The 12,358-nt window shown below is 74.0% G+C and carries 11 protein-coding genes and 1 pseudogene; 10 read left to right on the forward strand and 2 right to left on the reverse strand.

Going from position 1 to position 12,358, the window contains the following annotated elements; all coding sequences use genetic code 11:
• The first annotated feature begins 153 nt into the window (after positions 1–153).
• The 8 genes from ABD981_RS01325 to ABD981_RS01360 all read left to right on the forward strand — a co-directional run bounded on the left by ABD981_RS01325 (position 154) and on the right by ABD981_RS01360 (position 8,948).
• Entirely contained in the window at positions 154–1,056 is a 903-nt protein-coding gene (locus tag ABD981_RS01325; protein ID WP_345527452.1) for an MHYT domain-containing protein, read from the forward strand.
• A 114-nt stretch (positions 1,057–1,170) separates the two neighbouring features.
• Complete coding sequence (locus tag ABD981_RS01330) at positions 1,171–4,071, forward strand: sensor histidine kinase (protein ID WP_345527454.1); 2,901 nt, start codon at positions 1,171–1,173, stop codon at positions 4,069–4,071.
• Positions 4,068–4,502, forward strand: coding sequence for a roadblock/LC7 domain-containing protein (locus tag ABD981_RS01335; protein WP_046911522.1), 435 nt, complete (start codon positions 4,068–4,070; stop codon positions 4,500–4,502). The genes ABD981_RS01330 and ABD981_RS01335 overlap by 4 nt, the downstream gene beginning before the upstream one ends.
• Positions 4,503–4,685: 183 nt before the next feature.
• Entirely contained in the window at positions 4,686–5,030 is a 345-nt protein-coding gene (locus ABD981_RS01340) for a DUF742 domain-containing protein (RefSeq protein ID WP_046911553.1), read from the forward strand.
• Entirely contained in the window at positions 5,011–5,625 is a 615-nt protein-coding gene (locus ABD981_RS01345; RefSeq protein ID WP_046911523.1) for a GTP-binding protein, read from the forward strand. Before ABD981_RS01340 ends, ABD981_RS01345 begins: the two co-directional genes overlap by 20 nt.
• Before the next feature lie 117 nt (positions 5,626–5,742).
• The gene (locus tag ABD981_RS01350; RefSeq protein WP_046911524.1) at positions 5,743–6,165 is read left to right on the forward strand and encodes a roadblock/LC7 domain-containing protein; all 423 of its coding nucleotides are present in this window, start codon (positions 5,743–5,745) and stop codon (positions 6,163–6,165) included.
• Between the two features lie 60 nt (positions 6,166–6,225).
• On the forward strand, positions 6,226–7,251 hold the full coding sequence (locus ABD981_RS01355; protein WP_046911525.1) for a DUF6397 family protein: 1,026 nt from the start codon (positions 6,226–6,228) through the stop codon (positions 7,249–7,251).
• A 149-nt stretch (positions 7,252–7,400) separates the two neighbouring features.
• Positions 7,401–8,948 carry an ATP-dependent DNA ligase gene (locus tag ABD981_RS01360; protein ID WP_046911526.1) on the forward strand — a complete coding sequence of 516 codons (1,548 nt, stop codon included), beginning with the start codon at positions 7,401–7,403 and terminating at the stop codon, positions 8,946–8,948.
• A 132-nt stretch (positions 8,949–9,080) separates the two neighbouring features.
• Here the strand turns inward: ABD981_RS01360 and ABD981_RS01365 are convergent.
• Positions 9,081–9,728 (reverse strand): annotated as a pseudogene (locus ABD981_RS01365) (IS110 family transposase); the annotation flags it as partial.
• 259 nt (positions 9,729–9,987) lie between these two features.
• Positions 9,988–10,464 carry a DUF6328 family protein gene (locus tag ABD981_RS01370; protein ID WP_046911554.1) on the reverse strand — a complete coding sequence of 159 codons (477 nt, stop codon included), beginning with the start codon at positions 10,462–10,464 and terminating at the stop codon, positions 9,988–9,990.
• Positions 10,465–10,830: 366 nt separating this feature from the next.
• On the opposite strand from ABD981_RS01370, the gene ABD981_RS01375 reads away from it, so the two are divergent.
• Positions 10,831–11,208 carry a hypothetical protein gene (locus ABD981_RS01375; protein ID WP_046911528.1) on the forward strand — a complete coding sequence of 126 codons (378 nt, stop codon included), beginning with the start codon at positions 10,831–10,833 and terminating at the stop codon, positions 11,206–11,208.
• Positions 11,209–11,469: 261 nt separating this feature from the next.
• Positions 11,470–12,255 (forward strand): polysaccharide deacetylase family protein, encoded by a 786-nt coding sequence (locus ABD981_RS01380; RefSeq protein WP_046911529.1) that lies wholly within the window; start codon positions 11,470–11,472, stop codon positions 12,253–12,255.
• The last annotated feature ends 103 nt before the right edge of the window (positions 12,256–12,358 follow it).

Raw genomic sequence — 12,358 nt, forward strand, 5'->3', positions numbered from 1 at the left:
CGCAGGCGTGAGGTTCCTCCCCGGACGAGTGAACGTTCTGTGTGCACGTTCGAGTCCGCCGCGATCGTTCGGGACCATCTCTCTGTCATATTCCATCAGCTTTCGAAATGCGCCCCTGATGCGCCCCTGGGGGCGCACTAGCGTCCCTGAGTCATGGGACACCTGGACCACGCCACCTTCGGCTGGCTGACACCCGCGCTGTCGTACGCGATGGCCTGCATAGGCGCCGCCCTCGGTCTGCGCTGCACCGTACGCGCCCTCGACGCCACCGGCCGCTCACGGCGCAACTGGCTGCTCGCCGCGGCCTCCGCCCTCGGCACCGGCATCTGGACGATGCACTTCGTCGCGATGCTCGGCTTCGGCGTGACCGGCACGGACATCCGCTACGACGTCCCGCTCACCCTGCTCAGCCTGGTCGTCGCCATGGCCGTCGTCGGCGTCGGGGTCGTCGCCGTCGGATACGGACGCGACAGCCGCCGCTCCCTCCTGATCGGCGGCCTCACCACCGGCGTCGGCGTCGCGAGCATGCACTACATGGGCATGGCGGCCCTCCGGCTGCACGGGGAGGTCCGGTACGACCCGATGCTCGTCGCCCTCTCCGTCGTCATCGCGGTCGTGGCGGCCACGGCGGCCCTCTGGGCGGCGCTCAACATCCACGCACCGGCGGCCGTGGCCCTCGCCTCCCTCGTCATGGGCGCCGCGGTCAGCAGCATGCACTACACCGGCATGCTCGCCGTCCGGGTCGAGGTATCCCCCTCCGCCGCGCCCCTCCCGGGCGCCTCCGTCATGCAGTTCATCTTCCCGCTCGCCGTCGGCCTCGGCTCCTACCTCTTCATCACCTCGGCCTTCGTCGCGCTCTCCCCGACCGCGAGGGAACGCGCCGCCTACGCCTCCGCCGGACGGCTCACCGAACCCGACGACCGCGCCGTGGACGTCGCACCCCCCGGCTTCCGCCCCGAGCCGCCGGACGCCCGCCACCCCGTCCCGCCCGCCCGCCCCCATCCCTCGGGCCCGGTGGACGACACCCCGGCGGACCCCCGCCACGTGCGGGCCTGAGGCCCCAGGGGCGCCCGCCGGGACACCACAGGCGCCGTCGCCCGCACCGTAAGCCCCGAGCACCAGGCGGACCGCCCCTTACCGGCCGGCCGTGAACGAAGGAACGAGGAGGCCATGCGAACTCCCCGCAAGACCCCGGAGGCCGAGCCCCCGGCGCAACCGTCCACGGCGGCCCGCGGCCGCCGCGCGCACGCCGGGCGGCCCGCCGACGAGACGGCACGGAGCGAGCCGACCGCCCCCCGCACGGCCACCGCCCACTCGGCCACCGCCCACTCGGCCACCGCCCACTCGGCCTCCGCCCACTCGGCCTCCGCCCACTCGGCCTCCGCAACCGCCGGCCCCCGTCCCGGTTCCGCCGGCCCCGCCTCCCGCCCCGGCAGCCGCCCGCCCGCGCGCGCCCGCGTGAGCGGACTGCGGCCCCGCACGGTCCGCGCCAAGATCGTCTCCCTGCTCATGGTCCCGGTCGTGTCCCTGCTCGCCCTCTGGGGATTCGCCACCGTCACCACCGCCCAGGACATCGCCCGCCTCCGCCTCCTCCAGACGGTCGACACCGACATCCGGCAGCCCGTCGCCGCCGCCGTCGCCGCCCTCCAGGACGAGCGCCGCGCCGCCGTCCGCCAGACGGCGGCCCCCGGCACCGGACGCTCCGCCGAGCTCAAGGACCGGATCGGGCGCACCGACGCCGCCGTCGCCCGGCTCCGCCTCGACGACCGGCACACCGTCGGCGACACCGGCAACCTCCCCGAGGACGTCTCCGGCCGGGTCGCCGCCTTCGTCGCGAAGGCCGAGGGACTGAGCCGGCTCCGCACCGCCGCGGCCGAGGGCCGCGCCGACCGGGACCAGATCTACGACGCGTACACCTCCGCGGTCTCCGCCGGGTTCGCCGTCACCGGCGCCCTGACCGGCATCCAGGACGCCCAGGCCGGCTCCGACGCCCGCGTGCTCCTCGAACTCGCCCGCGCGGGGGAGATGCTGGCCCGCGAGGACGCCCTCCTCGGCTCCGCCCACCTCACCGGGCAGCTCGACGCCGACCACCTCCGGGCGTTCGGCGGCGCCGTCGAGGCCCGCCGCGCCCTCGTCGAATCCGCCACCGCCGACCTGCCCGCGGCCCAGCGCACCGCCTGGCACGCGCTCACCGCCCAGCCCGGCTACCGGCAGCTCACCGAGGCCGAGGACCTCGTCCGCGCCGCCGACCCCGGCCGCCGGGCCGCCCAGGCCGCCCCCTCCGCCGACTGGGACGACGCCCACGCCGTCGTACGCGACGGCATCTCCGCCATCGAGGCGGCCGCCCACCGCGCCGCGGCCGACCGGGCCGACCCGTTCGGCGGCGGCGCCTTCAGCACGGGCGGCGCCGCCGTCCTCCTCGGCCTCGCCGCCGTGGCCGCCTCCCTCGCCATCTCCGTCCGCATCGGCCGCGGCCTCGTCGTCGAACTCGTCAGCCTGCGCAACACCGCTCTGGAGATCGCCCGCCGCAAACTCCCCTCCGCCATGCGCCGGCTGCGCGCGGGAGAGGAGATCGACGTCCAGGCCGAGGCCCCGCCGGGACCCGCGCCCCAGGACGAGATCGGCCAGGTCGGCGAGGCGCTCACCACCGTCCACCGGGCCGCGCTCTCCGCCGCCGTCGAGCGCGCCGAACTCGCCAACGGCATCTCCGGCGTCTTTGTCAACCTCGCCCGCCGCAGCCAGGTGCTGGTGCACCGCCAGCTCAACCTGCTCGACACCATGGAACGGCGCGCCGACGACCCCAACGAACTCGGCGACCTCTTCCGGCTCGACCACCTCACGACCCGGATGCGCCGCCACGCCGAGAGTCTGATCATCCTCTCGGGCGCCGCCCCCGGCCGCGCCTGGCGCATGCCCGTCCCCCTCACCAACGTCGTCCGCGCCGCTGTCTCCGAGATCGAGGACTACGCCCGCGTCGAGGTCCGGCAGCTCCCCGAGACCGCCATCGTCGGCGGCGCCGTCGCCGACCTCACCCACCTGCTCGCCGAACTCATCGAGAACGCCGCCCAGTTCTCCCCGCCGCACACCAAGGTCCGGATCAGCGGCGAACCCGTCGGCAACGGCTACGCCCTGGAGATCGAGGACCGCGGCCTCGGCATGGGCAAGGACAGCCTGGCCGAGGCGAACGCCCGGATCGCCCAGTCCGAGGCCCTCGACCTCTTCGACAGCGACCGGCTCGGACTCTTCGTCGTCTCCCGCCTCTCCGCGCGGCACGAGATCCGGGTCCACCTGCGCACCTCGCCCTACGGCGGCACCACCGCGGTCGTCCTGCTCCCCACCGACCTGCTCCAGGGCGCCCTCCCGCCCGGCCGCGGCACCGCCACCGGCCACCCCGCACAGATCCCCCATGCGCCCGGACCCACGCGCGGCGCCGAGACCGGCCACGCCGCCGAGGCGCCCGTACGCGGAGAGCGCCCCGACCCGGTCGTCCTCCCGCCCCAGGCCGCCCGCGGGCACGACCCCGAAATGCCCCGCCCGCCCCGGATACCGGCGCTCCCCGCACCTCGTGAGGCGCAGGGCGGGCCGCAGGCGGCGGGCGGCCGCGCCGCGCAGGGCCCGCCGCCCGCCGGAGTCACCGCCCTCCGCCAGCGCACCCGCTCCGTGACCGCCGCACCCCCGCCGCGCCCCGCCCCCGTCCTGCCGCCGCCCCCGGCCCCGCCCGGCGACGGCGCCGACGGCCGGCCGCCCGAGGCGGGCGGCGAGGGAGCACCGGACCCGGGCGCCGACCTGCCCCGACGGGTGCGACAGGCCAGCCTCGTACCGCAGTTGCGCGAGGCACCCGCCGCCGGGCCGTACGCCCCGGCGGACACCGGGCCCGCCCCGGACGAGCGCACCCCCGAGCAGGTCAGGGACCGCATGGCCGCCTACCGCGACGGCTGGCAGCGCGGCGGCGGCCCCGCCCCGGGCACCCCGGCCCACGGCACCCCCCTCGGCAGCAGACGCCCCCTGGGCTCCGGTCACCACGGCCGGCCCGCAACCAGCGCCCCCGGCAGTGAAGGAGACGACGCATGATCGACCACGAGAGGATGTCCCACCACCGCTCCGGCGAGCTCGACTGGCTCCTCGACGACCTCGTCACCCGGGTCCGCGAGGTCCGGCACACCGTCGTCCTCTCCAACGACGGCCTCGCGGTCGGCGCCTCCAGCGGGCTCAGCCGCGAGGACGCCGAGCACCTGGCCGCCATCGCCTCCGGCTTCAACAGCCTCGCCAAGGGCGCCGGACGCCAGTTCCACACCGGCGGGGTGCGCCAGACGATGGTCGAGATGGACGACGGCTTCCTCTTCGTCGCGGCCGCCGGAGACGGCTCCTGTCTGGCCGTGCTCAGCTCCGTCCACGCCGACATCGGCCTCATCGCCTACGAGATGGCCCGCCTGGTGAAGCGGGTCGGCGAACACCTGCACACCCCGCCGCGGCTCACCGTGACCCCGCCGGCCGCCGGCTGACCGGAGAGCCCCATGAACACCGACAGCACGGGCAGCACCGCCGGCGATGACGGCATCGGCAGCATCGGCAGTACCGGCAGAACCAGCAGCACTGACAGCACGGGCAGCGCCGGCAGCGCTGGCAGTGCCGGTCCGGCCCGGGCAGAGCCGGGCAGTCGGTGGTACGACGCCGAGGCCGGGCCGCTGGTCCGGCCGTACGCCCTGACCGGCGGCCGCACCAAACCGGGACCGAGCAACGTACGGTTCGACCTCATCGCGCTCGTCGTCGTCGACGACGACCCGCCGGGCGGGGCCGAGGAGTCCCTGCTCGGCCCCGAGCACCGGTCCCTGCTCGCCCTGTGCCGGGCCGAGACCCAGTCGGTCGCCGAACTCGCGGCCGACGCCGACCTCCCGGTCGGCGTCGTGCGGGTGCTCCTCGGCGACCTCCTCGAAGCGGGGTTCGTACGGGTCAGCAGGCCCGTCCCGCCCGCGCAACTCCCTGATGAACGCATCCTGAGGGAAGTAATCGATGGCCTACGAGCGCTCTGAGAGCACCCCGGCGGGCGGCGTGGACACCACGGCCCTCGCGCTGAAGATCCTGGTCGCCGGCGGCTTCGGGGTCGGCAAGACCACCCTCGTCGGCGCCGTGAGCGAGATCCGGCCGCTGCGGACGGAGGAACTGCTCAGCCGGGCCGGGGAGTCGGTGGACGACACCGGAGGCGTCGCCCAGAAGACCACCACGACCGTCGCCATGGACTTCGGCCGCATCACCATCCGTTCCGGACTCTCCCTCTACCTCTTCGGGACCCCGGGACAGGACCGGTTCTGGTTCCTGTGGGACGAGTTGTCCCAGGGGGCGCTCGGCGCGGTCGTCCTCGCCGACACCCGGCGCCTGGAGGACTGCTTCCCCGCCGTCGACTACTTCGAGCACCGCAAGATCCCCTTCGTCGTCGCCGTCAACTGCTTCCCGGGCGCCCGGACGTACGGCGCGCACGACGTCTCGCGCGCCCTGGACCTCGACCGCGGGACCCCGGTGGTGCTCTGCGACGCCAGGGACCGCGACTCCGGCAAGGAGGTGCTGATCCGCCTGGTCGAGTACGCCGGCCGGATGCACACGGCACGGCTTCTGGACTCGGTGGGATGAGCGCCGTCGGGCGTCGCGTGCGCGGGGCGGCGCGCAGGTGGCGACGGGTGCTTGCTCTGTCCACGACAGTGCGTAAGGCTGACCGGTGACAGGCACCAACAGGGGGAGGACCACACGATGGCGTTGGACCGAGGACTCGACTGGCTTCTCGACGACCTGACCGGTCGGGTCGATTCCATACAGCACGCACTGGTGTTGTCGAACGACGGCCTGGTGACCGGGGCGAGCAGCGGCCTGGCCCGGGAGGACGCGGAGCACCTCGCCGCGGTCTCCTCCGGTCTGCACAGCCTCGCCCGCGGCTCCGGCCGGCACTTCAAGGCCGGGCGGCCACGGCAGACGATGGTCGAGTTCGACGAGGCCCTGCTCTTCGTGACCGCGGCCGGGGACGGCAGCTGCCTGTGCGTCCTGAGCGCGGCGGAGGCCGATGTCGGCCAGGTCGCCTACGAGATGACGCTGCTCGTGAACCGGGTCGGCGAGCACCTGGGCGTGGCGGCGCGACAGCCCGGCGGCGAGGTTATCCACAGGCCGAGCGAAGGATAGTCACTACGGGTTACGGTCGTCACCGAGAGTATTCACGACTCGTGGGGGAGGACCGACCGTATGGACACGCAGGAGAACGGCTCGCCGACGGTGGCACCGGGGCGGGCGGCAGAAGAGCTGGGACTGCGGCGCGACGAGTTCCAGCTCGCCGTCCAACTGGGCGTCGTCCGGACCGTACCGGGACGGGCGCAGGGGACGGCGACGGGCTCCGCGCCCGCCGCCGGCCCGGACGGGCCCGCGGGCGCGGCCCGCCGACGCGTGCACCGGAGCGAGATCGAACGGCTCAGAGCCGCCCCGGACTTCCCCGACGGACTCAGGGACCGGGTCCGCCTCGTCGGCGCGACGGAGGGTGCCGGTCTGATGGAGGTCACCCGGGACCGCTTCACCAGACTCGCCAGGACCGGCCACTTCAGCCCGCTGAGGTTCTACGTCAACCGCTATCGACGGGTCGTCTGGCTCTACCCCGCCTCCGAACTGGGCGAGTTCGCCCTCAACCACCCTGGCCTCCTCAGCGGGCGCCTCCCCCTCGACGTGCGCTCCAGGGCCGAGGGCTTCGAGGACTGGCGGCCGCGCAACTGGAGGGCCCGGCGGCTCGGTTCGCTGCTTCGGGCGAGCGACGACCCCTGGGTGCGCACGGCGGCGATCGCCTCGCTGCTCGACCCCCTCCAGCTGGCGGAGGTCGTCGACGACCCGTACGAGCGGGTCTATGTGGACCGGCTCCGGCCCGCGCCGCCCGCGTGGCGTCCGACCGGCCCGACCGCCCGCGAGATCGCCGACCGGCTGATGCTCGCGGACGACCCGGACGAGATCCTCTGGCACCGGATGAGCCTCGCCCTCGCCCTGGACGAGGCCCGGGCCGACCGCCCGGCCCCACGGCCGGACGGACGGAGGGGGCCGCCCGCCGCCGCGGTGGGGGCGGAGGCGGCGCCCGTCCGTGAGGACGGTGAGGGGCAGGAGGACGATCCTCCGTCCGGCGCACCCGGCCCGGTGCGCCCGGCGGGCGTCACCCGGCCGCCCGGGAGGCGCGTCAGGCGCGGCCTGCTCGACCGGCTCCGTCGCAGGCGCAGGGAGGCGGTGCGCGGCTAGGCCGGGTGGCGCGGGGCAACGGCGGAGGACGGAACCGCCGAGCGGCGGTGCGATGCCCGGCGGAACTGCGGAGCGGCGGAACGTCGCCCGGCGGTCGGCCGGCGGTCGGCCGGGGTGCGGAGGGGCGGGGGCGCGGGCACGATGGGCGCATGTTGCTGGCCCGGGTCGCGGACGTGTCGGGGAAGGTCGCGGCCACCTCGGCGCGGTCCCGGAAGATCGGCCTGCTGGCCGAACTGTTCGCGGAGGCGGCGCCCGAGGAGAGCCCGCTGGTCATCGCCTACCTCTCCGGGCGGCTTCCGCAGGGGCGGATCGGCGTCGGCTGGAGCGTGCTCAAGCACGTCGTCCCGCCGGCCGTCGGGCCCGCCGCCGAGCCGACCCTGACCCTCGCCGGCACCGACGGGGTCATGACCGAACTCGCCGCCGTCTCCGGCGCGGGGGCGCAGGCGCGTCGCGAACGGCTCGTACGCGGGCTGATGGAGGCCGCCACCCTCAGCGAGCAGGAGTTCCTGATCCGGCTTCTGTCCGGGGAGGTGCGCCAGGGGGCTCTCGACGCCATCGCGCTGGAAGGGGTGGCCCGGGCCGCCGAGGTGGCACCGGAGGAGCTGCGGCGGGCCGTCATGCTCGAAGGCTCGCTGCCCCGGGTGGCGAGGGCCGTGCTCGCCGAGGGCGCCGCGGTGCTCGACACGTTCACGCTGCGGGTGGGCAGTCCCGTGCAGCCCATGCTCGCCCACACCGCGGGCAGCGTGACGGAGGCCCTCGGCGGCCTCGGGCCCTGCGTCGTGGAGGAGAAGCTGGACGGGATCCGCATCCAGGTCCACCGCCTCGGCGAGGAGGTCCGGGTGTACACCCGCTCCCTCGACGACATCACCGACCGGCTCCCCGAGGTCGTCGCCGTCGCCCTGGAGACGCGCGGCGACGGGCTCGTCCTGGACGGCGAGGTCATCGCGGTCGACCCCGCGACGGGGCGGCCGATGCCCTTCCAGGACATCGCCTCCCGGGTCGGCTCCCGGGTCGACGTGGCCACTGCACGGGCCGCGCTGCCCCTGTCGCCGGTCTTCTTCGACGTGCTCGCGGCGGACGGCCGGGTGCTCGTGGACCTCCCGGGGGAGGAGCGGCACCGGGTGCTCGCCCGGCTGCTGCCCGAGCCGTTGCGGGTGCGCCGCAGCGTCGTCGCCGACCCGGCGGAGCCCGGCGCGGCCGAGGCCGCCGAGGACTTCTTCCGGGAGGCGCTGGCCCGCGGCCACGAGGGCGTGCTGGTCAAGGCGCTCGACGCGCCCTACGTCGCGGGGCGCCGGGGACGCAGCTGGCTGAAGGTGAAGCCCGTGCACACCCTGGACCTGGTGGTGCTCGCCGCCGAGTGGGGGCACGGGCGGCGTACCGGGCTGCTGTCCAACCTGCATCTGGGGGCCCGGGCGGCCGACGGCACGTTCGTGATGTTGGGGAAGACCTTCAAGGGGCTCACGGACGAGATGCTTCGTCTGCAGACCGAGCGGCTCGGCGAACTGGCCGTGTCCGACGACGGGTTCACGGTGCGGGTGCGGCCGGAGTTCGTCGTGGAGGTCGCCTACGACGGGCTCCAGCGCTCCACCCGCTACCCGGCGGGGGTGACCCTGCGCTTCGCCCGGGTCCTGCGGCACCGCCCGGACAAGAGCGCGGCCGAGGCCGACACGGTGGAGCGGGTCCTCGCGGGCGGCTGAGAGCCGTCCACAGGGAGGGCGGAGGGCGGAGGGGGGGAGGGGGGTGCCCCTATCTTTGGTCAAGGGAAACGGGGGTGCGTCGAGTCGGTGAGCCGGGGCAGCATGGCGGGGTGGCTGATCTGCTGTGGGATGACGTGAAGTGCTTCTTCGACCCTTCGGCCGCAGCAGCGTGACCAGTCGACGCCGTCCGGCCTTGCGTATCTGGTCCGGGGAGCCGAACCGTTCCAGCAGGGTGAGGATGGCCGGGTGCTGCAACCGCGGTCCCAGCACCCGTTCCAGGGAGGGATGGATCTGGGTCAGCAGGCCGTGCAGCCGGTTCGCGACCCTGGTCGCCTCGCCGGCCAGGTCGTCGTCGAACCCGACGATCATCTCCAGCTCGGCGATCGTCTCGTCCTCGCCGTCGATCGCCCGCAGTGTGTGCGGCATCGCGCGGGCCGCGTCCGCGATGATGAAAGCGTCTCTCGCGTCGGTCTTGGCCTCGCACGGGTAGAGGTCGGCGATCCGTCTCATCGTCAGCCCCGGCAAGTAGGCGACCGGGCAGCCCATGTCCCGGGCGACCGCCAGCGGCAGGGCGCCGATCGAGGCCGGCTGGTCGACCACGACGAGCACCGTTCCGTGCTTGGCCTGGAGTTTTGCGAACAGCTCGCGGAGTTTGGGCTCGGTGTTGGGCAGGCGCTTGTCGAACGCCTTCTTTCCGGCCGGGGTGACGGCGGTGGCGTGGTGTTCGCCCTTGCCGACGTCCAGGCCGAGGAAGACGTCGATGTCGCCGGTGTCGATCACGCGCAGGCCCCTCCATCACGCTTTCGTCCGGCCTTGCCTCGGCACCGAGCTGCCACATCCACGTTACGGAGAGCTCTTCCAGCCTGGGTGAAGCCGGTGCTCAAGCCCCTCATCACCGGGTCCGGCGATGCCTCCGGACCCGGTGACACCACCCCCCGGATCCTGAACAACAAGGGGGGGGGAAGTCATGCCGGACCCGAAGGCCGGAGGCCCCATTGCGGAGCCACGGAAAAGGTAACGGGGGGGAGGGCCCCCGGGGTCAGCGGTTGTCGTCCGTGTGGCGGCGGCGGACCCAGAGCGGGAGGACGAACCAGCACAGCAGGTACCAGAGGAACAGGCCCCCGACCAGCCAGGGCACGTAGGAGGCCCGTGTCGCCACCCGGAGCACCAGCAGCAGGGCCGTGGTCAGGGTGGCGAGGAGCAGCACGAGCCCGACGGAGATCAGCCGGGAGGTCCAGATGACCGCCCGGGGCTTGAGGCGGCGCCCGGCGACCATCCGGTGGAAGGAGACCGGGCCGATCAGCGCCCCGATCGCCGCGGCGGAGAGCGAGACGGTGATCACGTAGATCGTCCGGTCGGTGTCCGGCAGTTCGGCGAAGCGGGGGGTGAAGACGACCGTGAGGAGGAAGCCGAAGAAGATCTGCACGCCTGTCTGGGCGACCCTGATCTCCTGCATCAGTTCGCCCCAGCGCCGGTCCGCCCGTTCCTCGGGCGTCTCGTGGCGCCCGCGGCGCAAGCCCGCGTCGTCGGGCCGCGCGGGTTCGTCCTGCCCCGCGGGTTCGTCCTGCCCCGCGGGTTCGTCCTGGCCCGCAGGTTCGTCGGGCCCCGAGGGTTCGTCGGGCCCCGCAGGTTCCTCGGGGCTCGCGGGTTCCTCGGGGCTCGCGGGTTCCTCGGGCCCCGCGGGTTCCTCGGGCCCCGCGGGTTCGTCAGGCCGCTCCGGTCCTCCGGCCACCTGTCCTCCCGTGTCCCTCTCGATGTTCCTCTCGTGTCCCTGCCTGCCCCTGGCTGTCCCTGCCTGTCCTCCGTGTCGCTCCCCTCCACCGTGCCACGAACCTCGCGGTACGCCCTGCCGGGGGGCATGCTGGAAGCGGGACATGAGGAGATGAGCGACGTGTACGACTTGCACATCGACACCGATGTCACCGTGCAGCTGAGCGAATGCTGCCGGGAGGACGCCCAGGCCGTCTTCGAGGTCCTCGACCACACCTATCAGCTCGAGGACATGACGGCACCGGGCCCCAAGGCGGCCACCGGGCCCGCCACCACCGTCTGGATGGCCACCTTCGACACGGCGGGGGGCCGGCACGAGAAGACCCCGCCGGTCCGGCTGACCGCCATGGTCGGCGCGACGCTCACCGGCGGTTACCACGCCGTCGACGAGGTCGAGAAGGTGCTGGCACGCAGTTTCGACATCCAGTCCCTGCAATCCGTCTCCGGCGACCAGGAGACCGAGGCGCGACTCCTTCTCGCCTCCCGCTGAACCGTGACTCCGGGTGACGTCATGCGACCTCGTGACCCCATGAACCCGTGACCCCGTGACCCCCGAGCCCCCGGGCGGAGCGGACGGGCGCCGCCCGGGGCCGTCCTGCGCGGACGGGCCAGGAGCCGGTCCGGCGCCCGGCCGGGGCCCCCTCGCGGCGCAGCTATACACCGTGTGTAGAGTGCTGGATGTGCCGGAAGGCCCCGCCATGACCAGCGCGGGCCCGGCACTCGAACCATCTTCGGGGAAAGTGGGTAGCTCATGTTCCGAACCAGGTCGGGCCGACGCCGGGGACCGGCGGTCGCCCTCCTCGCCGCCGCGTCCCTGGTCCTCACCGTCTCCGGCTGCTCCGCGGACACGGTCACCCCCGGTGACGCGCGCGGCGGCGCCCCGGTGGACCGCAAGGGCGCGGCCGCCGCCGGCGTGGACTGCGCCAAGGCCAAGTGCATCGCGCTCACCTTCGACGCGGGACCGGGCAAGGACACGCCGCACCTCCTGGACGTGCTCAAGGAGAAGAAGGTCCACGCGACCTTCTTCCTGCTCGGCAAGAAGCACGTCGACCGCTATCCGCAGGTCGTCAAGCGGATCTCGGACGAGGGGCACGAGGTCGCCAACCACACCTGGACCCACGGGATCCTCACCGACCTGGACGCCGCAGAGGTCCGCGACGAGCTCTCCCGCACCCAGGACGCGATAGCGAAGATCACCGGGCACAAGCCCACCCTCATGCGCCCGCCGCAGGGCCGCACCGACGAGACCGTCGCCGAGGTGAGCCGCGAGCTCGGTCTGGCCCAGGTCCTGTGGAGCATCACGGCCAAGGACTACTCCACCACCGACACCGCGCTCATCCGGAAGCGGGTGCTGGACCAGGCCCACCGCGACGGGATCATCCTGCTCCACGACATCTACGACGGCACCGTCCCGGCCGTGCCCGGGATCATCGACGAGCTGAAGAGCCAGGGGTACACCTTCGTCACCGTGCCCGAGCTGCTCGCCCCCGGGAAGGCCGAGCCGGGTGTGGTGTACCGCCCCGAGAAGGACGACTGATCCGGCCGGAGCCGTGGAGCGGGTGCCAAAACGGGTGAGGTGACTCACATCCGGCACAGGGGACACCCCGGAACAAGGGGCGAAGGTTTAGCGTTCATCTGTA

The organism is Streptomyces showdoensis (genome assembly GCF_039535475.1).
GTDB lineage: Bacteria > Actinomycetota > Actinomycetes > Streptomycetales > Streptomycetaceae > Streptomyces > Streptomyces showdoensis.